The organism is Marinovum sedimenti (assembly GCF_054052205.1).
On record NZ_CM133223.1, the window covers coordinates 1,358,444 to 1,384,547 of the forward strand.

The following is a 26,104-nucleotide window of genomic DNA, read 5'->3' on the forward strand; positions in this document are numbered from 1 at the left end:
CGGGGCGTGGACACGCTCGCGGTTTTGCAGGATCCGATCCTACCGGTTTTTGCGATCATGGCGCTTGGGTTTGTCATGGGCCGGTTCGGCGTTGTGGGGGCTGCGGAAGCGCGGCTAGTGAACCGGATCGCGATGACGGTGTTCTTGCCGCTCATGCTGTTTGGCGTGATTGCCAATGCCCCGATCCGCGCGTTTGCGCCGGTGCCGACACTGGTTTACCTCGCGGCGGAGCTGCTGATCTATGCTGTCGGCTTCTGGCTGGCGTACCGGGTGTTCAAGCGGGGCGCACGGGAGTCGGTGCTGTTGGCGTTTTCCGGCATCTTCGGCAATAACGCGCTGTATGTGCTGCCAATTTCGGTGCTGCTTTATGGCCGCGAAAACGTGTTGCCGGTCACGACCCTGATTACGCTGGATGCAACCGTGACCTTTGGTGGCGCGATGATTGCGTTGCAATTGATGGAGCAAGGCCGGGTGTCGCCGGGCACCGTTCTGCGCACGATTGCGCGCACGCCGATGCTGGTGGCGATCATTCTGGGGATGGGCGTTGGGCTGGCTGATGTCTCGATCCCCGGCCCGGTGCAGACCTTTGTCGATTTCAATGGTGCGGTGGCCGCCCCGCTGGCTCTGTTTGCGTTGGGGGTGGCCCTGTCGGGCACGCCGTTCAAGCTGGACCGGGCGGCGGCGAGTTTCACCCTGATCAAGCTGGTGGTCTTTCCCGCGACGGTTGGCCTTGGGCTGTGGCTGTTGACCGGCAATGATCCGGCGCATGCGCTGTTTTTGTTGGGCGCGGCGGCACCCGCCGGTGCCATGGCCTTTTCGCTGGCGCTGTTGCACGGGGTACGGTCGGATGCCATTGCGCAAGTGATGATCTACACCTGCGTTCTGACGCTGTTTTCGCTGGCTTGGTTGGCTTAGCTGGGGGCTGTCGGGCTGAAACTTGCCCCACATCCCGGACCCTTCGGCGCGCGGGGGTCAGGCGTCGCGCCACTCGCCGGGGCGCAATCCGCCCAGATGCCAGTCGCCGATCTGTGCCCGGATCAGCCGCAGCGTCGGGTGGCCGACATGGGCGGTCATCCGGCGGACCTGACGGTTCTTGCCTTCGGTGATCGTCAGCTCCAGCCAGCAGTCGGGCACTGATTTGCGAAACCGCACCGGCGGATCGCGGGGGAACAGCGGGCTTGGCGCATTGATCAGCCGCGCCTTTGCAGGCCTTGTGCGCCCGTCCTTGAGCGTCACGCCCTTGCGCAGAGCGTCGAGGGCGGCGTCGTCTGGCAGGCCTTCGACCTGCACCCAATATGTCTTGGCCATCTTGGCGTTGGGATGGGCAATGCGGTGTTGCAGGGGGCCATCATCGGTGAGCAACAAGAGCCCTTCGCTGTCACGATCCAGCCGCCCGGCGGGATAGACCGCGGGCACATCAACATAAGCCGACAGCGTGGGCCGGGTGGAGCCTTCGGTGCCTTTGTCGGTGAACTGGCTGAGCACGCCGAAGGGTTTGTGAAGCAGGATCAGACGGGTCATCGGCGTCCCTTGAAAAACGATTTGAGCAAGGATTCGGCCTCGGCGGCGGCGATGCCGTCATAGACCTCGGGGGTGTGGTGGGCCTGCGGATGGGCAAACACCCGCGCGCCATGGGCGGTGCCGCCGGATTTGGGATCGGCCGCGCCGTAGTACAGCCGGGCGATGCGGGCGGCGGCGATGGTGCCAGCGCAGATCGCGCAGGGCTCTAGCGTGACATAGAGATCATGCCCGATCAGCCGCTCTGTTCCCAGCGCGGCACAAGCGGCGCGGATCGCCAGAACCTCGGCATGGGCGGTGGGATCGTGCAATTCGCGCGTGCGGTTGCCGGCCTGGGCCACGATCATGCCAGAGGGGGCCACCACGACAGCGCCCACCGGCACCTCGCCGCGGGCGGCGGCGGCGCGGGCCTCGGCCAATGCGACCGTCATATGGGAACGAAACCTCATGCAGGGGTCATCGCGCCTTCGCATCGTTTGCGCAAGAGGCGAGCGCCGGTTCGCGCGCAGAGCGATTTTGTCAACAAAATCGTCCCGATCTGTTGACAGATCGGTCTTTCCCCGCGTCGCGGCCCACTGGGCCAAGACCGATCCATCAATGGATCGGCACCGAATTGTTGACAATTCGGCCCCCGTCCGCTTCCCAAACCTGCGCAAAATGGCTATGCGCAGCGTTATGGTTCAGAAAACTCCCGAAGGCGACCGGATCGCCAAAGTCCTTGCGCGGGCCGGCATCGCCTCGCGCCGTGAAGCCGAACGTATGATTGAAGCCGGGCGAGTGCGCGTCAACGGCGAGATCATCGCGCGCGCCGCGCTTAACGTCACCGATGCCGACAAGATCGAGGTCGACGGCAAGGCGCTTAACGCCCCCGAGCCCGAACGGCTGTGGCTGTATCACAAGCCCAGCGGTCTTGTGACCACCCACAAGGACGAGCAAGGCCGCCCGACGATCTTTGACGAGCTGCCCGAAGACATGCCACGGGTGGTGAGTGTCGGCCGCCTCGATCTCAATTCCGAGGGGCTTTTGCTGCTGACCAACGATGGCGGCATCAAACGCCGGCTCGAGCTGCCCTCGACCGGCTGGCTGCGCAAATACCGCGTTCGCATCAAGGGCCGCCCGTCGGAAGCCCTGCTCGACCCGCTGCGCAAGGGCATGCGCGTTGATGGCACTGATTATCTGCCGATGATCGTGTCAATCGACCGCCAGCAAGGCGCCAACGCCTGGCTCACCATCGGGTTGCGCGAAGGCAAAAACCGCGAGATCCGGCGCGCGATGGAAAGCGTCGGCCTGAGCGTGAACCGCCTGATCCGCGTGTCTTATGGTCCGTTCCAATTGGGCGAACTCAAAGCCGGGGCCGTCGAAGAAATCCGTGCCAAGATCATCCGCGATCAACTTGGCCTCGACGGGGCCAAGCCCGACCGCCCAAAACCTCAGCGCACCCGGAGAAAACGTAACGGTTGAGCTTATCTGAAACTTTTTCCCCCTGCCCGTCGTTGTGCTTTCATGAAACTCTGCGCTATGCAGAAACAACGGTATTTTTAAGGGGATTTCAGCAACATGGCCGACCTTCTTACGATCGAAAATCTGGGCAATCTCCTGATGCTCTGCTTTCTGCAAGCGGTCTTGGGCTTTGACAATCTGCTCTATATCTCGATCGAGAGCCAGCGCGCCCCGGTGGCGCATCAGAAAGCCGTGCGTTTCTGGGGCATCATCATTGCCGTCGCGCTTCGGGTGGTGCTGTTGTTCGTGATGATCCGCCTGATCGATGGGCTGAGCGAGCCTTTCGTGATCCTGAACTGGGAGGGTATCCTGACCGGCGGCGTGAACTTTGCCACTTTGGTGTTCATCATCGGCGGTATTTTCATCATCTACACCGCGGTCAAGGAAATCGGCCACATGCTGTCGATTGAGAAGCTGCACACAGATATTGACGGCAAACCCGGCAAATCGGCCGGTCAGGTGATTACGCTGATCGTGATGATGAACCTGATCTTCTCCTTCGACTCCGTGCTCTCGGCGATTGCGATCACCGATGTCTTTCCGATCCTGGCCGCCGCGATCTTGCTGTCGGGGCTAGCCATGTTGGTGCTGGCCGACGGCGTCACGCGTTTCCTTGAGAAAAACCGGATGTATGAGGTGCTTGGCCTGTTTATCCTGCTGATCGTCGGTGTCGTCCTTCTGGGCGAGGCCGGTCAAGCGGCGGCCCACGCGATGCATGATGAGGCGCTGGCGCTGCGGGTCTTTGGCTACGAAGTCATTCCGATGTCGAAAACCACCTTCTACTTCAGCGTTCTGGTGCTTTTTGCCGTCGAGATCCTGCAATCGGGCTACACGCGCAAGCTGAATGCGGAACGACGCACTGCAGCACGGCACTAGCGATGGCGCGGTTGATCGCCTATCTTGGTTGTGAAGTTGAGGGGTATTTCCGATGATCCGGATTGTCACGCTGCTGTTATTGGCTGCGGTGATCGTTGCGGTGGGTGCCGTGGCAGTGGCCATCTGGTCCACCGGCAACGCCGCCCGCAAGGGCAAGCTGAACGGGGTGCAAAAAGTGGCCTACGCCTGTCTGTTTTTGGTGATGTCGGGCGTGGCGACCGGCTGGTTGGGGGCGGAGTAATGGCACAACGATACGGTGGCACCTACAGCCCCAAAGGCGAGGCCGACGGCGATCCGGTTCAGGGTGGCTATGACGCTGTTCCGCTCAAAATCACGGTAAGCCCCACGGGCGCGCGCTCGAATCTGTTATTCATCCCCGGCGCACTTTTGGCCTTTACCTCGTTTGGTGCGGGCCCCGAGTCGCTGGCGCTGGGTCTGGCCGGGGCTGGCACCTGGACGGTGGCGGCCTGGCTCACCCGCGAAGGGCTTAAGGCCGAAGCCGCCTACCATGCCCGCAAGGTCGCGCGCCGCCCGGCCATCCCGCGCAAGATTTTCGGCACGTTGCTGATTGGCGCCGGCACGGTGCTGGCCGGTCTCAGCCACGACATCGGCCTCACTGGCAGCGCGCTGTACGGCGTGATTGCGGGGGCGTTGCATGTCACCGCCTTCGGCCTCGACCCGCTGAAAAACAAATCGCTCGAGGGCATCGACGATTTCCAACAGGACCGTGTGGCGCGCGTGGTTGATGAAGCCGAAGCGCATCTGAGCGCGATGATGGGCGCCATCCGCCGCGCGCAGGACCCCCGCCTAGAGGCCCGCGTTGAACGGTTTCAGCAATCGGTGCGCGACATGCTGCGCACGGTCGAGGAAGACCCGCGCGACCTCACCGCCTCGCGCAAGTTTCTCGGTGTTTATCTGATGGGGGCACGCGACGCGACGATCAAGTTTGCCGATATCTATGCCCGCAATCGCGATGCCGGGGCGAAATCGGATTATCTGATGTTGCTGACCGATCTAGAAGAGAATTACGCTGCCAAAACGCGCAAGCTTTTGGACGACAGCAACACCGATCTGACAGTTGAAATTGACGTGCTGCGCGACAGGCTGCAGCGCGAAGGGGTGCGGCTCGACTGAGCCGACACCGGTATTTACGGGGAAGGGAAACCCATGTCGCAAAATGTACGTGAGAGAGCCGAACAGGATTTGGCAATGGTTGAACAAGTAAGTGCGATGGTTCTGCCCGAACCAGTTGATGCCAACGCAATTGTGTCGTTGGAACAGGCCGATCCGGTGGTGGGTGGCGAAATCCGCCAGCGGATGGACGAAATCGACATGGACGATACCAATTCCATCGTCTCGTTCGGCTCGGCCGCCCAAGCGGAATTGCAGGAAATCAGCCAAGCGATGCTGCAGGACGTGCGCAACAAGGATGTCGGCCCCGCTGGCGACAGCCTGCGCAGTATTGTCACCACCATCCGCGGCTTTTCCGTCAACGAGCTTGATGTGCGCCGCGACCGGTCGTGGTGGGAAAAACTGCTCGGCCGCGCCGCGCCGTTTGCCAAGTTCACCGCGCGTTTTGAAGAGGTGCAGGGCCAGATCGACCGTGTCACCGACAATCTATTGACGCATGAGCACAAGCTGCTCAAAGACATCAAATCGCTTGATATGCTGTACGAAAAGACGCTCAATTTCTACGACGAGCTGGCGCTGTATATCGCCGCCGGTGAGGAAAAGCTGAAAGAGCTCGACTCGCAGGACATTCCGGCGAAAGAGGCCGAGGTCAAAGCCGTGGCCGAGGATCAGCAGGTGATGAAAGCGCAGGAATTGCGCGATCTGCGCGCCGCGCGTGACGATCTTGAGCGCCGGGTGCATGACCTCAAACTGACCCGTCAGGTGACGATGCAATCGCTGCCCTCGATCCGTCTGGTACAGGAAAACGACAAATCGCTGGTGACGAAAATCAACTCGACGCTGGTCAACACCGTGCCGCTTTGGGAAACCCAACTGGCGCAGGCCGTCACCATCCAACGCTCGGCCGAGGCCGCAATCGCAGTGCGTGACGCCAATGACCTGACCAACGAATTGCTGACCGCCAACGCCAAGAACCTGCGCGACAGCAACAAGGTGATACGTCAGGAAATGGAGCGCGGCGTGTTCGACATCGAAGCGGTCAAACAGGCCAACGCCGATCTGATCGGCACCATTCAGGAAAGCCTTCAAATCGCCGACGAAGGCAAAGCGCGCCGCGCCGCCGCCGAAGAAGAGCTTAAGCGGATGGAAAAAGAGCTGCGCGATACGCTGGCCTCGGCCAAGGCGAAAAAGACCGGGCTTGGCGATACCGCCGGCACCGCCGTTCCGGCGGCCTGACGCGATGGGCGGTTTGCGGACCTTTGCCGTGATCATGGGCAGCGCGCTGGCGCTGTCCGCCTGCGCGGTGCCGGTCGATCCTGTGCCCGTTCCGCCCGAACGCCCGGCGCAGCCCGCCCCCAAACCTGTGATCCAAACCAAGGCACCGTCCGAAGACAGCCTGCGCCTTGCCGCCTATTACACCCGCGTCGAAAGCGAGCTGGTGGCTCAGGGGCTGCTGCGCACCGGTGGCGGCGGGCCCGACACCCAGTTCAGCCGCCGCATGCTGATCGAGAACTTCGAGCGCATCGCGTTTTACGATGAATACCTGCGCGGCGGCGGGCTTCAGGCCGCGCGCGGGGGCGAAAGCCGCCTCAAACGCTGGTCGCAGCCGGTGCGCGTGACGGTCGAGTTCGGCAGCACTGTGACCGACGCGCAAAAGGCGATCGACCGCGGCGAGGTCAAACGCTATGCCGCCCGGCTGGCGCGCATCTCGGGCCACCCAATCACCGTGACGGACAACAATCCCAACTATCACGTCCTCTATATGTCCGAGGATGACGGCGATGTCCTGCCCGACCGGATCAAGCAACTCGTACCCAATATCAACGAAAACGCGCTCAACATTTTCCGCGATCTGCCGCGCGCCATCCATTGCCTTGTCATCGCCTTTTCCAGCGAACCGGGCGGCCATGAATACGCCAAGGCCATCGCCTTGATCCGCGCCGAGCACCCCTCGCTTTTGCGCAAAAGCTGCGTCCACGAGGAACTGGCGCAGGGCCTCGGCCTTGCCAACGACAGCCCGCGCGCGCGGCCTTCGATCTTTAACGACGATGACGAATTTGCCCTGCTGACCACACATGACGAATTGCTGCTCAAGATGCTCTACGACCGGCGTCTGACGGCGGGCATGTCGTGGAACGAGGCCAAACCGATTGTCGAAACACTTGCCGACGAAATGCTCGGCGGGCCCAGCTAGGGCCAAGGTTCAGTAAGGGAGACACGCCCGATGGGTATTTTCGATTTTCTCAGCGGACAATTCATCGACGTCATTCATTGGGTGGATGACAGCCGCGATACCATGGTCTGGCGGTTCGAGCGCGAAGGCCACGAAATCAAATACGGTGCCAAGCTGACAGTCCGCGAAGGACAGGCAGCGGTGTTCGTGCACGAAGGCCAACTGGCCGATGTCTTCACCCCCGGTCTCTACATGCTCGAGACCAACAACATGCCGATCATGACGAGCCTGCAACATTGGGATCACGGCTTCAAAAGCCCGTTCAAATCCGAGATCTATTTCGTCAACACCACCCGTTTCAACGATCTGAAATGGGGCACCAAGAACCCGATCATGCTGCGCGACCCCGAGTTTGGCCCAACGCGCATCCGGGCCTTTGGCACCTACACCGTGCGCATCAAAGACCCCGCGCTGTTCATGACCGAAATAGTCGGCACCGACGGTGAATTCACCATGGACGAAATTTCTTACCAAATTCGTAACATCATCGTGCAAGAATTCTCGCGCGTGATCGCTGGCTCCGGCATCCCGGTGCTCGACATGGCCGCCAACACCGCCGATCTGGGCAAGATGATTGCCGCCGAAATCAGCCAGATCATTGCGGGCTACGGCCTTGTTATCCCTGAATTCTATATCGAAAATGTCTCCCTGCCCCCCGCGGTCGAACAGGCGCTCGACAAACGCACCTCGATGGGCCTCGCAGGCGATCTGGGCAAATTCACCCAGTATTCCGCCGCCGAAGCCATGACCAAAGCCGCCTCTAATCCAAACGGCGGCGGCGGCATGGGCGCAGGCCTCGGCATGGGGATGGGCATGGCGATGGCCAACCAGATGTCCGGTAACATGGGCGGCCAGATGGGCAACCAAGGCCCCTGGGGCGCGCAACCCGCCCAGCAGGCCACCCACGCCGCCCCGCCCCCACCTCCGGTCGAGCATGTCTGGCACATCGCCGAGAACGGCCAAACCACCGGCCCCTTCTCCAAGGCCAAACTGGGCCGCATGGCCACCAGCGGCGAAATCACTCGTGAAACCTATGTCTGGACCGCCGGGCAAGACGGCTGGAAGCGGGCCGAAGACGTCCAGGAACTGGCGCAACTCTTCACCATCCTGCCCCCACCGCCCCCCGGCATGTAACAGCAAAACGCCCCCGGCTTCTTCTGTTCAAAAATACCTCGGGGGGAGGACGCAGACGGGGAAGCAGTACGGGGGGGCAGCGCCCCCCACCCCCAACGGCGCCTCCCCTCCGAACACCCGAAAAAGGCAACGTCCCATGACCGACACCTTCACGCCCCCCCCTGCCCCAGACGCCCCCAAAGACGAACACAGGTTCCCCTGCGATGTCTGCGGGGCCGACATGCGCTTTGATCCGGGAACGGGCGGGCTGAAGTGTGATCACTGCGGAAACACCGACGAAATCGGGGCCGGTCCCTGGGGCGGTGCCGCCCTCCGAGAGCTGGACTTCCAAACCGCCCTCGCGGAAAAACTGCCGCAAGAAGAGATCGAGGAAACCCGCGTCTCCAAATGCCCGAACTGTGGCGCCGAGGTCGAATTCGACGCCCAGATCCACGCCCGCGAATGCCCGTTCTGCGCCACGCCGGTGGTGATCGACACCGGCCTGCACCGCCATATCAAACCGCGCGGCCTGCTGCCCTTCGCGCTTGAGGAACGTCAGGCCCACAAGGCAATGACAGATTGGCTCGGCAAACTGTGGTTCGCGCCAAACGGGCTTCAGGAATATTCCCGCAAGGGCCGCAAGATGGACGGCATATACGTCCCCTACTGGACCTTTGACGCCGACACCAAAAGCGCCTATCGCGGCGAACGCGGCACCGTTTATTACGAAAATCGCACCGTCACCCGCGATGGCAAACGTGTCACCCAGCGGGTCGCCAAGGTACGCTGGCGCAGCGTCTCCGGCCGGGTCGCGCGCTTCTTTGACGATGTGCTGGTACTGGCCTCGCGCTCGCTTCCCAAACGCTACACCGACGCGCTGGAACCTTGGGATCTGGCCGCGCTTGAGCCCTATCGCCCCGAATTCCTTGCCGGTTTCCGCGCCGAGGGCTATGCGGTTGAACTCAGCGAAGGCTTTGCCGAGGCCCGCGCCCATATGGACCGCATGATCCAGCGCGACGTGAAATTCGACATCGGCGGCGACCGCCAGCGCATCCACGACATCGACACCACCGTGCGCGATGTCACCTTCAAACACATCCTGCTGCCGGTCTGGCTTGCCGCGTACAAATACCGGGGCAAGACCTATCGCTTTGTGGTCAACGGCCGCACAGGCCGGGTCCAGGGCGAACGCCCGTGGTCGGCCATCAAGATCACAATCACGGTGATCCTCGGGCTGATCGTCGCCGGCATTGTCGGATATTTCTGGGCGATGTCACAACGGTAGGCTGACGCACCTCCCAGGCACGTCAGCCATCACCGAAGGCATGTTCTCTTACGAGAGGATGCAAGCTTGGTCCCCTCAAAGGTTGACATAACGGGCCAATCTGCTCCCATTACCCACGCAATTGGCACCGACTTCGGTGACGCGATTATGGCATAGAGCGATAAGGAAATACCGCATTCCCCCGAGACATGTTGCCTCAGTTTGCCCTAACACTTGCGCCAAATCCGAGAATCCGTCATGTTAGCGCCAACATTTTAATCTCAAAAACGGGAATACGCTATGATCCTCTGCTGCGGAGAATCGCTGATCGACATGTTGCCGCGCGAATCGACCCGGGGTGAGACGGCTTTTGCCCCCCACACCGGCGGCGCGGTTTTCAACACTGCCATCGCCCTGAGCCGGCTGCGCGTTCCCACCGGATTCTTCGGCGGTCTAAGCCATGATCTCTTCGGTCGCCTGCTCGAAGACGAGCTCGCCGCCTCCAACGTCGAAACCCATCACTGCCCGCGCAGCGACCGGCCAACCACGCTGGCCTTTGTCACCCTGACCGATGGCCAGGCGAGCTATTCGTTCTACGATGAAAACACCGCTGGCCGGATGCTCTCCGAGGCTGATCTGCCCGATCTCCCCGACCAACTGTCGACGCTGTTCTTTGGCGGCATCAGCTTGGTCAGCGAGCCCTGCGCCGACACCTACACCGCGCTGGCCGAACGTGAGGCGGGCAAACGCCTGATCATGCTCGACCCCAACATTCGCCCCAGCTTCATCAAAGACGAAGCCCGCTACCGCGCCCGCCTCGACCGGCTTCTGGCGCTGGCCGATGTGGTCAAGGTTTCGGACGAGGATCTCGGCTGGATCACCGGCAGCCCCGACCCGCAATCCCTGGTCGACAAAGGCGCCGGTCTGGTGCTGATGACCCGAGGCGGCGACGGCGTGCTGGCGCAAAACGCCACCGGCACGCTCGATCTGCCCACCGTCAAGGTCGAGGTGGTCGATACCGTCGGCGCGGGTGATACCTTCAACGCTGGCATGCTGGCCGGTCTGCACCAACAGGGCATTGGCTTCAAAGACGCCTTCAAGCAAGCCTCGCTCGAAGACATCCGCCCCGCGATCGAGCTTGGCATGCGCGCCGCCGCCGTCACTGTCAGCCGCGCCGGTGCCAACCCACCCTGGGCGCACGAACTGTCGTGAGAGCGCTGCTGCAACGGGTATCCGAGGCCGCAGTCCGGGTCGATGGCACTGTCATCGGCCACTGCGGCCCCGGCCTGTTGATCCTGATCTGCGCGATGCAGGGCGACACCGAGGCCGAGGCGACAAAGCTCGCCACCAAGGCCGCCCGCCTGCGCATCTTCCCGGACGAAAACGGCAAGATGAACCGCGCAATCACCGACATCAACGGCGAGGCGCTGGTGATCAGCCAGTTCACGCTGGCCGCGGACACAAGCCGCGGCAACCGCCCCGGCTTTTCCGCCGCCGCCCCGCCTGAAACCGGCGAAGCGCTCTACCTCGCCTTCGCCGAGGCCCTGCGCAGCCAGAACATCGCCACCCAAACCGGCCAGTTCGGCGCCGACATGAAGGTCAGCCTCACCAACGACGGCCCAATCACCATCTGGCTCGACACCGAGGCCTAGAGCGTGACGCGCAAAACCTGACGCACCCAACACTGCCTGAAATCAATGATTTCAACGCATTAGGTGAGGCTCGTTGTCTCAGGGAAGGCGCGTAACGCCCAAAGCCCCCTACCCCTGCCGTTTGACAAATTCCGTAAGGATCACAATCCGCTGGCCGTCCACCCGGCCCTCGATATGGCCCGCATTCTCCGCCACCAGCGAAATCCCACGCACCGCCGTGCCCCGCTTGGCCGTGAACCCCGCGCCTTTAACCGGCAGATCCTTCACCAAAACCACGGTATCCCCGGCGCTCAACACCACCCCATTGGCGTCGCGATGTACCACATCAAGCGCCAAACCCACGCGCGCCGCCTCAACCAGATCGTCCTCCAGCGCGCCACTGGCCAGCACATCCTCGGCCCAAGGCGCCTCCAACCTGATCAGGATCTGCGCCGCCGCCAATTTCGCAGCAGGGTTCTCCGACCAAACCGCGCCATGCAGACACTGCCAATGCGGCCCATCCTCAACCACACCAGCCACACCCGCACCGCAAACGCCACACAGCGCAACCGCGCCTTCTTCTACCGCCTCAGGCGCTCCACACAGCTCACAAGTCATCGATGTCCTCCGGGGCTTCTTCTCGTTCTAAAGCGTTACGCGAATTACCTAAAACAACAAACATCACCTAATGCGTTGAAATCTTTGATTTCAGGCAGTGTTAGGTGATTCAGGTTTTTCGCGTAACGCTGTAACTACGCATATCCCGCGTCCGCCACCAGAGCCGCCGCCGAAATTCCGGGCTCACCGCGCCGCAACCGCCAAAAACCGGCGCGCCCACAGGGCGCTCCTTGTGAAAACCTCAGCCTTCCCGAAGCGCCTCACGGCTCTTGTAGAGTGGCTTCATCAGGTACTGCAAAACCGTGCGCTCGCCGGTGTGCAATTCCACCTGCGCCTGCATGCCGGGGCGAATTTCGATCTGGGCCTGCCGGTCGGTCAGGCTCGCCATATCCACCCGAAGCGTCACCCGGTAATGCGGGTTCTGCTCGGCCTCGCGCACCCGTTCATCCTTGAAGGTATCGGCGGAGATGAAATCCACCCGCCCCTTCAATGTGCCATAAATCGTGTAATCATAGGCGGATAGCTTGATCGTCGCCTCCTGCCCCCGGCGAATGTTGGCAATGTCCTCGGGCCGCACCTGCGCCTCGACAAACAGCTCTTCATCCATCGGAATGATCTGCAAAATCTCTTCGCCCGGCCGCACCACGCCGCCAATTGTCGTCACGTTCAGGTTGTTCACCACCCCGTGCATCGGCGAGCGCAGGATTGTCCGGTTGAGCTGATCGAGACTGGATTTGAGGTTCTGCTTCAGCGTCGCCAGCTCTTTGAGCGTCTCGGAATATTCCTCGGCGCGTTGCAGATCGGTCTGCGTCACGACCTCGTCATAGCGGATCTTGGCGTCGGCATGGGCCTTGCGCGCCCGCGTCACCTCGATCAACGCCACCACCTCTTTGGCCAGCATGTTCTCCATCAGCCGCAGCTCGCTTGCCGCCTGATCCATCACATGTTTCGCGCCCGTCTTGCGGCTGACGTAATCGGTTTGCCGCGCTACCAAAAGCGCGCGCTCCGAGGCCACCATCTCTGGCAACCGCACCCCCAGCACCACCGGCACATTGAAATCATCCGCTCCGGCCAGCTCGGCCTCGATACGGATGCGGCGGATTTCCAGCGCCGCGATCTGATCCTCCAGATCGTCCACCGAGGTTTGAAACTGCGTCGTGTGCAACCGGGCCAGCATATCGCCCTGCATCACCACATCGCCTTCGCGCACCATCAGCTCCGCCAAAATCCCGCCTTCGAGGTTTTGAATGATCTGCGGCCGCGATGACGAGATAAACGCCCCGTCCGCGCGCACAATCTCATCGATCCAGGCAAACGCCGCCCAAAGGATAAAGGCCCAGACCGTGATCGCACAAAGCCAGATCGTCAGCGATGGCCCCCGCAGCCGCGCCTGCATTTGCCCCGCCAATTGCGTCGATGTCGCGCTCATCCGCGGACCTCCCGTGCGTTGGTAAGATGCTCCAGCACCTTGTCGCGCGGCCCGTCCACCGCCAGCCGCCCGTTCTGCAACACCATCGCCCGCGTCGCCAGCGACAGGATCGGAACGCGGTGGGTGGCAATCAACGCCGTCCGCCCGTCAAGCCAGCTTTCCAGCCGTGAAATCAACGTCTTCTCCAGCGTTTGGTCCAGCGCCGCCGTCGGTTCATCCAGCAGACAGATCACCGGATCCTGCAGCCAAAGCCGCGCCCAGCCGATGCTTTGCCGCTGGCCAATCGACAGCCCGGCCCCGCCATCACGGATCTCAAGATCCAGCCCCTTGGGATGGGTTTTCACGAATTGCCCAAGCCCCGCAAAGTCCAGCGCCTCGAACAGCCGGTCGTCATCCTGCTCAAGCAGGTTAAGGTTAAGGTTGTCGCGCAGCGAGCCCGAAAACAGCCGCACCTCCTGCCCCAAATACCCAACCGAGCGGCGGATATCGCGCGGCGCGATTTGCCCCATATCGGTGCCATCAAGCAGGATACGCCCCGTCGTAGGCGCGTACAGCCCGGTCAACAACTTCAACAGCGTCGATTTACCCGAGCCATTGGCCCCGAGAATGGCGATCTTTTGCCCCGGCGTGATGCCAATACCGGGAATGTCGAGCACCGCTGGCGCATCCTCGTCATAGCGATAGGTCAGCTCGCGAATTTCATAGCCGCCGGCGAAACTTTCGCGCCGCAGATAGCTGCGCGCAGGGTCTTCGTCCTGCGGCGCTTCGGCCACGCCGTCCAGCCCATCCAGTGCTGCGCGCACATTGCCCCAACGTGCCATAGTGGCCGCCAATTGCGTCAGCGGGGCCAAGGTCCGCCCGGTCAGAATACCGGTGGCGATAATCGACCCAACGGTAAATTCGCCTTTGAAAACAAGGTACGTCCCGGCAATCACCGCACTGACATAGGTCGCCTGCTGCACCCCTTGGCTCCAGAACGTCAGCGCCGAGGCCAGCCTGCGCTGGTCCGAGGATTTCAGCGATTGCAGCGCGGTCAGCTCGGCCCAAAGCCGGCGAAACCGGTCTTCGCCGCGCTGCGTTTTGACGGTATCGAGCTCCGACACCGCCTCATGCAACAGCCGCGACGATTTCGTCGACGCCCCCTGCATTTCCTTGGTCAGCCGGATCATTTTGCGCTGCAAGAACACCGACGGCAGCACCATCAGCGCGCCGCCGAGCACCAGCACCCAAACCACATTGCCTGCGATCGAAGCCACCAGAAACAGGAACACAAAGACAAACGGAATGTCGGCCACGGTGCCCACGGTCGAGGCGGTAAAGAACTCGCGCACCGAGGAAAATTCCCGCATCGAGGCAAACAACTGCGACGGCGAGCGCCCCGGCAAATCCGAGCGCATGCCCAGCACCCGGTTCATCAACAGCGTCTGCACGTTCAGCTCGATCTGCCGCCCGGCGCCGTCAATCAACCGCGCCCGCGCCAGTTTCAGCGCCGCTTCCAGCACCAGCGCCAGCATCGCGCCGCCCGCCAGCACCCAGAGCGTGGCCTCGCTTTGGTGCGGGATCACCCGGTCGTAAACCTGCAAGGAAAATAGCGCCACCGCGACGGCCAGCAGGTTCGCCACCAGCGAGCCAAGCGCCACTTCGGCGAAATAGCGCGAGAATTTGGGGAATTGGCTCCAGAACCAATGGCTGCGGCCCTGCCCGGTGGCGTGGCTCGCCGCCACATCCTCGAGCGGCGCTTCCGCGCGCACCAGATGACCGGTGAAATACGGCGTGAACTCGGCCAGCGGCACCGAGGTGCGATTGCCCGGACAGCTGGCGTCAAACACGCTGAGGTGCCCGGCCTCCTGCCCCAGCACCAGCACCCATTGCCCCGATGTCATCTCGGCCATCGCAGGCCAAAGCGATGCGTCAAACTTCGTCGTCGGCGCGACAACCGCCAACAGCCCGGTCGCGGCCAAGGCATCGGCCAACGCGCTGGCGTCAATCTCGCCCTCGGCTCCGGCGTTTTCGCGCAGGCTGGTTTCGATATCGCGTGCCAACACCTCGCGGCCCAGCAGGCCAACATAGGTCTTGGCCAAAGCCGCGCGGGTCTTGATCCGGGCATCGCGGCGCGACGGTTCCGGTGCCAGCGTGGCGCGGGGTTCCGAGTCCTCGACCGGCCGCAATTCGGGTTTGCCCGCCATGCGCGGGGCCACGGATTTCAGCCAGGCCGTCAAATCGACCGCCCGTCAGCCAAAAGCCCATAGTCGCGCGCGAGGGCAATCTGCACCCGCGCCAGATCATATTTCAGGGAAATCGCGGTCTTGGATTGCTTGGCCCAGGTTTCATACACCCCGACCACATCCATCACCTGCCGCGCCCCGCCTTTGTACTGCGCCTGAAACAGATCAAGGTTGCGCTTGGCCTGCCGCGCCAGCTTGTTCGCCTCAACCAACTGTTTCGCCAGCGCATTTTCGCGTTGGCGCAGGGCGGCCATCTTGCGGCGGGCATCCTCATCAGCCTGTGTCACCTTGCGCTGCGCCGCTTCGCGCGCGGCGTCAATCGCCTTGAGGCTGGCCCCGGTGCCCAGACCCAACAGCTGATCAGCGGCGACCGACAGGCCATAGTCCGCTCCGTCCCCCGTCACCGTGCCACTGGCTTTCAGCCCCGGCAGATGACCGGCGCGGGCAATCTTGGCCTCGGCAATGGTGCGGTCCCGGTCTGCCTCGGCGCGGAGCACTTCGAGCGGCTGTGAGCGGCCCGCATCGACATGCATCGCCGGCACGCCGCGCTGATGGTCAAGCGAGGTTCCGGCCATCGCCGCCAGCTCTGCCAAAGCGGCACGGGCATCACCCTGCGCCGAGTCACGCTCGGCCCGGATCTCGGCCAGCTTTTGTTGAATGATGTTAAGGTCAGAGCGGTCCGAAACGCCGCCTTTGACCCGTTCGTTCATCACCCATTCGAAATGCCCCATATCGGCCAGCGACCGGTCCGAAACAGAGACCTGCTCGCGCCCCTCTTCGCCCGACAGATACAGCGACAGCGCGTCATGCACGCGGGCGTTGCTGTCTTCCGACAGGCTGACGGCGGAAAATTCCACATCATGGGCGGCATAATCGCGCTCGGCCTTCTTGCGGCCGTTGTCATACAGCACCTGCTCGACCAGCAGCGATGTCACCAGCTCGCCCAAGGAGTTGAGCGAGATGTTCGGCCCGATGCTTGGCAACCAGTTCTTTGACGCCGCCTGTGCGCGCAGCCGCGCGGCCCGCAGTTCTGCCTCGGCGGAACGTGCCGAAGACGCCATGACCGCATCAGCCACCGCGCCATAAGGAGATTTCGGTTCCAGGATCGACCGTCGGGATTGCAGCGTTGCGATGATGGCCGAGGCCTCACCGCGCTTCATCGCCGCCTGCTCGGTGCTCGCCGCCTTGCTGTCGGCCGCCGGTTCGGCCTGCATAAAACGTGTGACTGCATTGCCGGTGCCATCGCCGCCCGCCATACACCCGGTCAGCAACAGTACACAGGGCATAAGCCCCACCACACGTTTCCCCCTCGTCTCGATCCGCCGCATCCGCGCACTGCCTTTCGCGCTTGTTATTGGTGTCAGGGACGCCACAGCCAAGGCCGAGGCGTCCCCGAAGCTGGATCAGATCACCACGTTGGTGATGTCGTCATCGATCAGCACCGTGGCACTGCCAAGTTGGTATTCCACAAAGGTCTGGCCACTTGGATTGGTGACTGTCCCCACCTGTGTCGCGCCTGTCAGCGTCACCTGATCGTCCACCCCGCCATAAACCGCCAGCGTATCGCTGCTTTGCGACAGCGCGAGGATATCGGCCTCGGTCAGCGTCAGATGCGCCTCTTCGGCAAACTCCAGATCGACGATCTCGACGTTGTGCGCCCCAAGGCTTGGGTTGTCCAAAGACACTTCGGTGCCCGCAACCTCATCATCAAGCACAAGGTAGGTCGACCGGGTGTTGCCCGCGCCGTCCGCCGTTGAGACAATCAGATCCGAACCGTCAGGCACGGTGCCGGAGAAGAAGTAATTGGTCTCTCCGATCGCCTGAACATCAAAGGAGGTCATCGCCACATCGCTGATGTTGCCGAATTCCGAAACCTCCAGCACGTCCTGCGGATCAGCGACCAGTTGGGTCGAGATGCCACGAATGCCCGAGGTGTCCTGCGTGATGCTTTCCACAATCGGGCCTTCGGGGGCCAGAGTGTCGATGCGCAGGGTTTCGGTGGTCTCAAGGGTGTTGCCCGCCGCATCGGTGGCCGAGATCACAAAGTTGGCGTCATATTCGCCCGGTGCCACATCGGCAGCGGGGATATTAACCGACCATGCGCCGCTTCCGCCGACAGTCGCCGTGTAGGCGGTGCCGTTGAAGTTGAGCACAACCGAAGAGCCTGGCTCGACCTGCCCCGACAGCATCAGCACACCGCCCGCTTGCAGCTCTTGCGCGCTGACGATGCCATCGGCACCCGCCGAGGTGCCGCCAACGTTCAGCGTGTTGACGAAGGTATCCACCCGCACCGGTTCGCTTAGCTCGGCGACGTTGCCCGCGGCATCCGTGCTTTCGACATGCACCATCGAGGCATATTCGCCACCCGGGATCGCGCCGCCCTCGAAAAAGGCCGACCAGTTGCCATTTGCATCCACAGCCGCCGGACGGGTCTCGCCCTCGATGGTGACCATGACCGTCGCGCCCGGCTCGGTGGTGCCGGTGATGGTGACGCCCTGGTTGGCCTCGTCATTGTTGATAAGATCGTCGGCCCCGGCCGAAACCGTCAGGTTGGCGAAGTTATCAACCTCGGTATCAACATGCACCGTATCGCTGACGCTTAGGGTGTTGCCCGCCGGATCGGTGATTTGCGCAGTGATGTCGGCGGTATAGGTGCCGGGCGCAATTTCCGAGCCGGTGTAGGTGGTTGTCCAGTTGCCGTTGATGTCGGTCACTGTGGTGTGGGTCACGCCCTCAAGCGTAACGGTCACCACCGCACCCGGATCAGACGTCCCGTGGATCACCACGCCATCCGAAGCTTCGCGGTCGTTGATCACGTCATCGCCCTCAATCGGGTTGGTCGACAGCGCCAAGGTGCCCGCCACCGTGTCAAAGGTCACGTTTTGGGTTTCGGTGCGGGTGTTGCCCGCCGGGTCTGTCGCCGCCAGCGCCAGCGGAACGCTGACCTCGCCTGCGGGCAATTCACCCGGCATGAAGAACACGCTCCACGCGCCGGTTGCATCCACAGTCGCCGCGTGGCTGGTGCCGTTCAGCGACACGACAAGCGTGCTGCCCGGTTCAACCTGCCCCGTCAGGCTCAGCCCTTGCGAGACTTCCTGCGCGTTAACCACACCATCCGCGCCGCCCGGCGTCACACCCAGCGACAGCGCGTTGACCGCGGTATCGACAGTCACAGCGCCGGTTGTGCTGGCGGAGTTGCCCGCCGCGTCGGTCGATGTGACACGCACCGGCACGTTAAGCTCGCCCTCGGGCAGATCACTCGCCGCATAGGTCACGGTCCAGGCACCATTGGCACCGGCAGTGGCGGTCTGGGTGATGCCGTTCATCAAGACAGAGACCGATGCACCCGGCTCGGCTGTGCCGCTGACATCCACCCCGTTGGTGCGTTCGACCGCGTTGATCACGCCGTCGCTTGCGATGCTGGCATCGTCAAGCGTGACGGCGGTTTCGGTATCGACGTCAAAGCTGCCGTTGGTGGTGGCGGTGTTGCCCGCCCCATCCGTGGCTGTCGCTGTGACGGGCACGTTCTGCGTACCGGTCGGCACGTCGCTCGCATTGAACGACACCGTCCAATTGCCCGCCGCATCCGCCACCGCGCCCTGCGTCACACCCGCCATCACCACATCAACTGTGGCACCGGGCTGCGCTGTGCCGGTGATCGCAACACCCGCCGCATGTTCGGCGGCGTTCACGGTGCCGTCACCGCCAATCGCACCCTCATTGATCGTCACCGACGTTTCAGTGTCGATCTTGACCGAGCCTGTGGTGGTGGCAGTATTGCCCGCCGGACCGGTCGAGGTGACCGAGACCGGAACGGTCTGCTCGCCCGTCGGGATCTGCGCCGTATCAAACGTCACAGTCCAGTTGCCCGAGGCATCCGCGACCGCGCTTTGCGTTGCACCTGCGATGGTCACATCCACCGTGGCGCCCGCTTCTGCGGTGCCGGTGACATCGACACCCGCATCGCGCTCAGCGGCACTGATCACGCCGTCGCCGGCGATGATTGCATCGTCCAAAGTGACGGCGGTTTCGGTATCAACATCAAAGCTGCCCGTGGCTGTCGCGTTGTTGCCCGCAACGTCGGTAGCTGTCACCGAGACCGGAACTGTCAGCGTGCCGGTCGGCACATCGGCAGAAGCGAACGTCACCGTCCAATTGCCCGAAGCATCCGTCAGCGCGCTTTCGGTCACACCTGCGATTACGACTTCAACCGTGGATCCGGGCTCGCCCGTACCGGTGATTTCAACACCCCCAGCATGTTCGGCGGCATTCACCAAGCCATCGCCACCAATCGCACCCTCGTTGATCGCCACCGAGGTTTCGGTGTCAATCTCGACAGTGCCAGTGGTCGAGGCGCTGTTGCCCGCTGCGTCCGTCGCGGTCACAGAGATCGGAAGGCTTTGCGTGCCAGTCGGCACATCGGCCGGGGCAAAGGTCACGGTCCAGTTGCCAGAGGCATCCGCCACCGCACCCTGCGTCACACCCGCCATCACCACATCAACTGTGGCACCGGGCTGGGCTGTGCCGGTGATCGCAACACCCGCCGCATGTTCGGCGGCATTCACGGTGCCGTCACCGCCAATTGCACCCTCATTGATCGTCACCGAGGTCTCAGTGTCGATCTCGACCGAGCCTGTGGTGGTGGCCGTGTTGCCCGCCGGACCGGTCGAAGTGACCGAGACCGGAACGGTCTGCTCGCCAGTGGGGATTTGCGCCGTATCAAACGTCACAGTCCAGTTGCCCGAGGCATCCGCCACAGCGCTTTGCGTCGCGCCTGCGATGGTCACATCCACCGTGGCGCCCGCCTCTGCGGTGCCGGTGACATCGACACCCGCGTCGCGCTCCGCGGCACTGATCACGCCGTCGCCGGCGATGATCGCATCGTCCAAAGTGACAGCGGTTTCGGTATCGACATCAAAGCTGCCGCTGGCTGTCGCAGTGTTGCCCGCAACGTCGGTGGCTGTCACCGAGACCGGAACATTCAGCGTGCCAGTCGGCACATCAGCCGAGTCAAACGTTACCGTCCAATTGCCCGAGGCATCGGTCAGCGCGCTTTCGGTCACACCTGCGATAACAACCTCAACCGTGGCACCGGGCTGCGCCGTGCCGGTGATCTCAACACCCCCGGCATGTTCGGCGGCATTCACCAAGCCATCGCCACCAATCGCACCCTCGTTGATCGCCACCGAAGTCTCGGTGTCAATCTCGACAGAGCCGCTTGTGGTGGCGGTGTTGCCCGCCGGATCGGTCGACGTGACCGAGATCGGCACGGTCTGTTCGCCGGTCGGCACATCGCCTGCGTCAAAGGTCACGGTCCAGTTGCCCGAGGCATCCGTCACAGCGCTCTGCGTTGCACCTGCGATGACCACATCCACGGTTGCGCCCGCTTCTGCGGTGCCTGTCACCTCTACGCCAGCGTCGCGCTCAACAGCGTTCACCACACCGTCGCCCGCAATCGCACCCTCGTTCAGCGTGACAGAGGTTTCGGTGTCGATCTGAAGCGTGCCGGTCGCGGTCGAGCTGTTGCCCGCCGGATCTGTCGCTGTCACCGTCACCGGAACGTCAACTTCACCCGTCGGAACATCCTCGGGATCGTAAGTGACCGTCCAGTTGCCGCCCGGACCGGCGACCGTGGTTTCGGTCACGCCGTTCATCTCCACCTCAACGGTGGATCCGGGTTCTGCGGTGCCTGTCACATCCACGCCATCGGCGCGCTCTTCTTCGTTGATCACGCCATCGGTTTCGACAGTCGTGTCATTGATCGAAACTGTGTTCTCGGTATCGATCTGAACCGTGCCCGAGGTGCTGCTGGTGTTGCCGGCGGCATCTGTCGACACCGCAGTGATCGGCGCATCATAGGCCCCATCGGCAAAGCTGTCGGCGGGCAGCGTAAAGCTCCAATCGCCTGCGGCATCCGCCGTCACCGTCTGGGTGATCCCGGCCACAGTGACCTCAATCGTTGCGCCCGCTGTTGCGGTGCCGCTGATCGCCAGGTCGCCTGCGGCTTCCATGCCGTTGACAACGCCGTTGCCGCCGATTGCACCGGTGTTGATGGTGATATCGTTGGGAATGGTGTCAACCGTCAGCGTCTGCATCAAGGTCGAGGTATTGCCGTGGATGTCGGTGGACACGATTGTCACGTCAGCGGAATATTCGCCGGTGGCGATTTCCGTCGATGTGAAGTCAACGCTCCAGTTGCCGTCGCCATCGACAGTTGTGTCATGGGTCGCGCCATCGATGGTCACAGAGATCGCCGCCCCGGCTTCGCCCGTGCCTGTCACGGTCACGCCGTTGGGATGGCCCGCCAGATTGACAAGATCGCCAACATCCGCGGTGCCGTCAGTCACGGCAATAACCGGTCCGGTCAGATCGATCAGAATGCTCGGGCCGGTGAGAGTTTCCGAGTTGGTGCCCTCGGACACAGTAACCTCGGCGACGTAATCGCCGTCTGCCGGGAAGTTGGGGCCGTCGAAGACAACCGACCAATCGCCATTTTCATCAATTTCGTTCACGACGGTGATGCCGCCGATCACAACCGAGACCTCTGCGCCGGGATCGCCGGTGCCGGTGACGGTCACAACCTCGGTGGCGCCATCGCCACCCACAACAACCGCGGTGTCATCCACAGTCGGCTCAACCCAAGTCGGGTCGCCGCCGCCAGTATCTCCGCCGCCAGTATCGCCACCGCCAGTATCGCCGCCGCCAGTGTCGCCGCCGCCAGCATCTCCGCCGCCAGTGTCGCCGCCGCCAGTATCACCACCGCCAGTGTCACCACCGCCAGTATCGCCGCCGCCAGTGTCGCCGCCGCCAGTGTCTCCGCCGCCGGTATCGCCGCCGCCAGAATCGCCACCGCCGGTATCGCCGCCGCCAGTGTCGCCATCTCCAGAACCATCGCCAGAGCCGCCACCCGAACCGTCGTCACCATCACCGAGGAGAGCCGCCGCACCGACCGCAGCCGCCGCGCCAGCGGCCCCGACACCAAACAGCGAGCTTCCGCCAAGCAACCCCGCCGCCAACATCGACACGTCGTTTTCGCCGGTGCCATAGGTCTCGACCGAGGCCACCTCGGGCCGGTCGTAATAAATCAGCGCGTCGTCAGGCGTCCACTTGCCCCACTCGGCCGTGCGGCCATATTCCGCGAACAATACGCCGCTGTCACCCTCGGCAAAGAACACCTCATCCAGCACGCCATCGGTGCTGAGAAACAGCCTGGGCTTTTCGCCGCTTTCCGCGAAATAGCCCTGCAACACGATCACCCGCCCATCGGCCAGCTCGATATGCAAATCCTGATCGACGCGGGTGTAGCCGCGCATGTCAGATTTGGACAGGTTGAAGGAGGTTTCAGAACCGGGAAGGGCCTGAACAAGTACGGGGTCGGATTGGGCCGTAACAGCATCACGCTGCACGGAACCCGCCCGCGTACGGACGACGTAATCGATCGCATTCATTATATCACCGCTCTACATCGCGCGACCTCATTCAAACGCGGGTCACGTCGTTTCATTGCTTTAAGAACTAACTGATCCGATTGCCCCAAAAAAGACTTTTTTAGAACCAATCCGCCAAATAACCGGCAAAACCAGTGACATCGGACACAGTTTGCCTGTCGACCGGTTGTGCATCTGACGTGTCGTGAAATGGATTTTGGCCCGGAACGCCCTGAAATTGTTTGGCCCCGTTCCGACTCACTGCACCGGCATATTCTGATAGGTAGATCCAAGCTTACCCAACGCCATCTCGGGTTGCATTATGAGACTGTGGCACCGAAGTCACGAGAAACCGCGCAAAACTGCTTAAAATTTAGGCGTTTGTGAGATCACCCCGCCAAGCGCCGAGGCACCCTGCATCCGAGTCAGGGATCGCCCAACCCATTGGCAACGGTAGATTACGTGGCGGAAAGCGCCTGATCAACGGCCTCTAAAAGGTTAACGCGAGATACAGGTTTCATCAACCGAATATCCTCGGGCCGAAGTCCGTTGCCATGCACCGTGGCCTCGCTGGCGTAGCCCGACATAAAGATCGCCGGCAGATCGACATCGATTTTACGCAGCTCGCGCGCCAGTGCCGGGCCCTGCAATGCGCCGGGCATAACGATGTCGGTGATCAACAGATCGTAGGGCCGGTTCGCGTGAAACATCTCCAGCGCCTGCGTGCCGTTCAAAGCGGTTTCAACCTCATAGCCATTGGTCGTCAGCGACCGCCGAAGCACGTCGAGAATCTCGGGCTTGTCGTCCACCAGCAAGACCCGCACTCCGGTGGGTTCCGCCGCTTCGACAGGGGGGCGCACGTTGGTCACGATACTCTCACTGTCGGCATCGACAGCGGGGAAATACATCTTGATCGATGTGCCGCTGCCCAGCTCGGAATAGATCCGCACAAAGCCGCCACTTTGCTTGACGAACCCCTGCACCATCGACAGGCCAAGACCGGTCCCGGCCCCCACCGCCTTGGTGGTGAAGAACGGATCAAACACCTTTTGCAGCGTCGCTTCCTTGATCCCGGTGCCGGTGTCCGTCAGCGCCAGCATGACATAACGGCCCGGCGGCACATCCTCTTCGATATCATCGGCATGGGGCTTGTCGACCCTGAGATTGGTGGTCTCGATCGTCAACTTGCCGCCGTCGGGCATGGCGTCGCGGGCATTGACCACGGTGTTGATGATCGCGCTCTGAAGGCTGGCCGCATCCAGGTTCACTGGCCAGCACCGGCTTTGCAGATTGGTCTCGACAGCGACATTGGCCGGGATGGCGCGCAGCAGCCAGCCTTCGGTTTCCTTGACGATGGCATTGACGTCCAGAACCACCGGGTCCAGCGGCGATTTGCGGGCAAACGCCAGCATCTTCTTGACCAGATCACCGCCGCGCCAGGCCGCAGACAGCGCCGCCTGCAGGGTTTCCTTTTGGCTATAAACGCCCTCTGCTTCGGTGTCGTCCGCCTCGTCGATGGCCAATTCCAGATTGCCGATGATCACCGCCAACAGGTTGTTGAAGTCATGCGCAATACCGCCGGTCAACTGGCCGATGCTTTCGGTTTTCTGCGCCTGATAGGTCAGCGCGCGTTGCCGTGCCAATTCCCGTTCCTGGGCGTATTGTTCGGTCTGGTCGACCACGAGAACCATCCAGCGCACCGCGCCGTCCGGCAGCCGCTCGGGAAGCCCACGCGCGAAGAGCAACTTTCGTTCGCCCGTGGGCGTGGTGATCGGACAGATCATGCTCAGCGGGCCAAGCGTGTTCATAGAGGCGATCAGGGCCGCCGCGATATCCTCACGGGCTTTGGCAGACGACAGCATATCCCAGATCGCGGAGGAATTGCGCTCGACCGTTTCGGCATCGACCCCCCACAGCTTCATGCAGGATTGAGGGTTGAGGAACTTCACTTTGTCGTTGTCCCCGGGCGTGGTGTTGCCTGCGGGGATGGTATAGGTCAGCGCGGACCCCGGCAGGTTTTTCAACAGACCGCTCATCTGAACCTTGGCGTGTGACAGATCGCTTCGGGTGGCCTGGTTCCGCATGGCGAACCAGTTGGCAGCAATCACCGGCAACAACACCAGCAAACCGAGCAAGGCGTCGCGGATGCGAATAGCGCGCATTTCGGCGGCTTTGGGCGTCCACCCGGTGCTGGGCCGCAGAAAGAACAGAAACTCGCCGGACGGATACCGGATTGACGCGCGCATCGGTTCAAAATCGCCTTCACCCTGCATGTTTTGCGGAAGGTCGGGCGGCGGCGCGTTGGTTGGCTGGAAGGCATAAAAGTAGTCCAGGGGCCCCAAAAGGGTGTCACCGGCAATCGCGCCAATGTCCAAATCGAACCGCGTGACCACAGACACCAACCCTGTCAGGACAATTGTATCCTGTTGGGAGGCCCGCACTCCGGCGCGGGCACGCACCTCGACCCGCCCCTCGAGCGACACGTTGATATGGGTCAGCGCCGCCGGTACGACATGCGCCAACTGAGCTGCCGGATCAACCGGTTGCGGCCCCTCCTCCACAATCGGGCTGCTTCCGATGTAAATCTCGTTGCCCTCAGTGGGATGGACAATTTGCGTCACAAAGCCCGGTGCCAATTCGACCCGATCCAGCGTGCCGGACACATCGACGTAAGTGTCGACAAGGTCCGCAAAAGCCGTTTGGTCGATGTCAAAGTCGGTGTCGATCTGATCAGCCAACCGCCGCGCGCTTCTTTGCGTAGAGGTGACGGTGGCTTCGACGCGCTGCTGCGCCGTCGCAAGGATCGTATCGGCCTTATCGCGCCTGTCGTGCAGCAACGCCGTCACTTCCAGACGGTCCGCGACAAACATCCCGATCAAAAGCGCCAGAGCAACGATCATCGAGGGAAGAAACCTCAGCACGTACATTCACCATTCCAGCGCAACCTATGCGATCCTGCGAGTTTTAGCGAAAACACGGTTTCCGTCAATGTCTGCCACCGCGGCTTAAGGCTTCTGACTGCACGTCTTTTTAGCGATTTCTCTGGTTTCTAGAAGAAACACAGAACAAACGGTGCCTAAAGGGCAACCCCCGCGCGGCCCTGATGAACGACACCGTTAAACAACACTGGTAAACGACA

The 26,104-nt window shown here is 62.3% G+C and carries 19 protein-coding genes; 11 read left to right on the forward strand and 8 right to left on the reverse strand.

Features of this window, described 5'->3' with window-relative positions; genetic code table 11:
- Positions 1-6: 6 nt before the first annotated feature.
- A complete protein-coding gene (locus ACW9UO_RS06510) occupies positions 7-915 on the forward strand; it encodes an AEC family transporter (protein WP_457088156.1) in 909 nt (302 codons plus the stop codon).
- A gap of 57 nt (positions 916-972) precedes the next feature.
- Here ACW9UO_RS06510 and ACW9UO_RS06515 read toward each other — a convergent pair whose 3' ends face one another.
- The gene (locus tag ACW9UO_RS06515) at positions 973-1,521 is read right to left on the reverse strand and encodes a pseudouridine synthase (RefSeq protein WP_457088157.1); all 549 of its coding nucleotides are present in this window, start codon (positions 1,519-1,521) and stop codon (positions 973-975) included.
- On the reverse strand, positions 1,518-1,967 hold the full coding sequence (locus ACW9UO_RS06520) for a nucleoside deaminase (protein WP_457088158.1): 450 nt from the start codon (positions 1,965-1,967) through the stop codon (positions 1,518-1,520). The genes ACW9UO_RS06515 and ACW9UO_RS06520 overlap by 4 nt, the downstream gene beginning before the upstream one ends.
- A 226-nt stretch (positions 1,968-2,193) precedes the next feature.
- On the opposite strand from ACW9UO_RS06520, the gene ACW9UO_RS06525 reads away from it, so the two are divergent.
- From ACW9UO_RS06525 to dtd, 10 genes are all read left to right on the forward strand, one after another.
- Entirely contained in the window at positions 2,194-2,979 is a 786-nt protein-coding gene (locus tag ACW9UO_RS06525; RefSeq protein ID WP_457088159.1) for a pseudouridine synthase, read from the forward strand.
- Between the two features lie 96 nt (positions 2,980-3,075).
- Entirely contained in the window at positions 3,076-3,894 is an 819-nt protein-coding gene (locus tag ACW9UO_RS06530) for a TerC family protein (RefSeq protein ID WP_457088160.1), read from the forward strand.
- A gap of 52 nt (positions 3,895-3,946) precedes the next feature.
- On the forward strand, positions 3,947-4,135 hold the full coding sequence (locus ACW9UO_RS06535; RefSeq protein WP_457088161.1) for a hypothetical protein: 189 nt from the start codon (positions 3,947-3,949) through the stop codon (positions 4,133-4,135).
- Positions 4,135-5,028: a 5-bromo-4-chloroindolyl phosphate hydrolysis family protein gene (locus ACW9UO_RS06540; RefSeq protein WP_457088162.1), complete on the forward strand. Its 894-nt coding sequence runs from the start codon at positions 4,135-4,137 to the stop codon at positions 5,026-5,028. The genes ACW9UO_RS06535 and ACW9UO_RS06540 overlap by 1 nt, the downstream gene beginning before the upstream one ends.
- Positions 5,029-5,061: 33 nt before the next feature.
- A complete protein-coding gene (locus ACW9UO_RS06545) occupies positions 5,062-6,261 on the forward strand; it encodes a toxic anion resistance protein (RefSeq protein ID WP_457088163.1) in 1,200 nt (399 codons plus the stop codon).
- Positions 6,262-6,265: 4 nt separating this feature from the next.
- Complete coding sequence (locus ACW9UO_RS06550; protein WP_457088164.1) at positions 6,266-7,219, forward strand: DUF2927 domain-containing protein; 954 nt, start codon at positions 6,266-6,268, stop codon at positions 7,217-7,219.
- Between the two features lie 30 nt (positions 7,220-7,249).
- On the forward strand, positions 7,250-8,392 hold the full coding sequence (locus ACW9UO_RS06555) for an SPFH domain-containing protein (protein WP_457088165.1): 1,143 nt from the start codon (positions 7,250-7,252) through the stop codon (positions 8,390-8,392).
- A 136-nt stretch (positions 8,393-8,528) separates the two neighbouring features.
- On the forward strand, positions 8,529-9,656 hold the full coding sequence (locus tag ACW9UO_RS06560) for a TFIIB-type zinc ribbon-containing protein (RefSeq protein WP_457088166.1): 1,128 nt from the start codon (positions 8,529-8,531) through the stop codon (positions 9,654-9,656).
- 279 nt (positions 9,657-9,935) lie between these two features.
- Positions 9,936-10,847: a carbohydrate kinase family protein gene (locus tag ACW9UO_RS06565; protein ID WP_457088167.1), complete on the forward strand. Its 912-nt coding sequence runs from the start codon at positions 9,936-9,938 to the stop codon at positions 10,845-10,847.
- Positions 10,844-11,287: a D-aminoacyl-tRNA deacylase gene (gene dtd, locus ACW9UO_RS06570; protein WP_457088168.1), complete on the forward strand. Its 444-nt coding sequence runs from the start codon at positions 10,844-10,846 to the stop codon at positions 11,285-11,287. Before ACW9UO_RS06565 ends, dtd begins: the two co-directional genes overlap by 4 nt.
- A 108-nt stretch (positions 11,288-11,395) precedes the next feature.
- Here the strand turns inward: dtd and ACW9UO_RS06575 are convergent, their stop codons facing one another.
- The 6 genes from ACW9UO_RS06575 to ACW9UO_RS06600 all read right to left on the reverse strand — a co-directional run bounded on the left by ACW9UO_RS06575 (position 11,396) and on the right by ACW9UO_RS06600 (position 25,886).
- Complete coding sequence (locus ACW9UO_RS06575; RefSeq protein WP_457088169.1) at positions 11,396-11,884, reverse strand: alkylphosphonate utilization protein; 489 nt, start codon at positions 11,882-11,884, stop codon at positions 11,396-11,398.
- A 241-nt stretch (positions 11,885-12,125) separates the two neighbouring features.
- Positions 12,126-13,313 carry an HlyD family type I secretion periplasmic adaptor subunit gene (locus ACW9UO_RS06580; protein WP_457088170.1) on the reverse strand — a complete coding sequence of 396 codons (1,188 nt, stop codon included), beginning with the start codon at positions 13,311-13,313 and terminating at the stop codon, positions 12,126-12,128.
- Positions 13,310-15,499: an ATP-binding cassette domain-containing protein gene (locus tag ACW9UO_RS06585; protein ID WP_457088613.1), complete on the reverse strand. Its 2,190-nt coding sequence runs from the start codon at positions 15,497-15,499 to the stop codon at positions 13,310-13,312. Before ACW9UO_RS06585 ends, ACW9UO_RS06580 begins: the two co-directional genes overlap by 4 nt.
- Before the next feature lie 29 nt (positions 15,500-15,528).
- Positions 15,529-16,824, reverse strand: coding sequence for a TolC family protein (locus ACW9UO_RS06590; RefSeq protein ID WP_457088171.1), 1,296 nt, complete (start codon positions 16,822-16,824; stop codon positions 15,529-15,531).
- A 117-nt stretch (positions 16,825-16,941) separates the two neighbouring features.
- Complete coding sequence (locus ACW9UO_RS06595; RefSeq protein ID WP_457088172.1) at positions 16,942-22,986, reverse strand: Ig-like domain-containing protein; 6,045 nt, start codon at positions 22,984-22,986, stop codon at positions 16,942-16,944.
- A 437-nt stretch (positions 22,987-23,423) separates the two neighbouring features.
- Positions 23,424-25,886 (reverse strand): response regulator, encoded by a 2,463-nt coding sequence (locus ACW9UO_RS06600; protein WP_457088173.1) that lies wholly within the window; start codon positions 25,884-25,886, stop codon positions 23,424-23,426.
- Positions 25,887-26,104: the final 218 nt, after the last annotated feature.

Coding starts and splice junctions, on each gene's coding strand:
- ACW9UO_RS06515 (WP_457088157.1), bottom strand. CDS start 1,521: ATGACCCGTCTGATCCTGCTTCACAAACCCTTCGGCGTGCTCAGCCAG.
- ACW9UO_RS06520 (WP_457088158.1), bottom strand. CDS start 1,967: ATGAGGTTTCGTTCCCATATGACGGTCGCATTGGCCGAGGCCCGCGCC.
- ACW9UO_RS06525 (WP_457088159.1), top strand. CDS start 2,194: ATGGTTCAGAAAACTCCCGAAGGCGACCGGATCGCCAAAGTCCTTGCG.
- ACW9UO_RS06530 (WP_457088160.1), top strand. CDS start 3,076: ATGGCCGACCTTCTTACGATCGAAAATCTGGGCAATCTCCTGATGCTC.
- ACW9UO_RS06535 (WP_457088161.1), top strand. CDS start 3,947: ATGATCCGGATTGTCACGCTGCTGTTATTGGCTGCGGTGATCGTTGCG.
- ACW9UO_RS06540 (WP_457088162.1), top strand. CDS start 4,135: ATGGCACAACGATACGGTGGCACCTACAGCCCCAAAGGCGAGGCCGAC.
- ACW9UO_RS06545 (WP_457088163.1), top strand. CDS start 5,062: ATGTCGCAAAATGTACGTGAGAGAGCCGAACAGGATTTGGCAATGGTT.
- ACW9UO_RS06550 (WP_457088164.1), top strand. CDS start 6,266: ATGGGCGGTTTGCGGACCTTTGCCGTGATCATGGGCAGCGCGCTGGCG.
- ACW9UO_RS06555 (WP_457088165.1), top strand. CDS start 7,250: ATGGGTATTTTCGATTTTCTCAGCGGACAATTCATCGACGTCATTCAT.
- ACW9UO_RS06560 (WP_457088166.1), top strand. CDS start 8,529: ATGACCGACACCTTCACGCCCCCCCCTGCCCCAGACGCCCCCAAAGAC.
- ACW9UO_RS06565 (WP_457088167.1), top strand. CDS start 9,936: ATGATCCTCTGCTGCGGAGAATCGCTGATCGACATGTTGCCGCGCGAA.
- ACW9UO_RS06575 (WP_457088169.1), bottom strand. CDS start 11,884: ATGACTTGTGAGCTGTGTGGAGCGCCTGAGGCGGTAGAAGAAGGCGCG.
- ACW9UO_RS06580 (WP_457088170.1), bottom strand. CDS start 13,313: ATGAGCGCGACATCGACGCAATTGGCGGGGCAAATGCAGGCGCGGCTG.
- ACW9UO_RS06585 (WP_457088613.1), bottom strand. CDS start 15,499: ATGGCGGGCAAACCCGAATTGCGGCCGGTCGAGGACTCGGAACCCCGC.
- ACW9UO_RS06590 (WP_457088171.1), bottom strand. CDS start 16,824: ATGCCCTGTGTACTGTTGCTGACCGGGTGTATGGCGGGCGGCGATGGC.
- ACW9UO_RS06595 (WP_457088172.1), bottom strand. CDS start 22,986: ATGAATGCGATCGATTACGTCGTCCGTACGCGGGCGGGTTCCGTGCAG.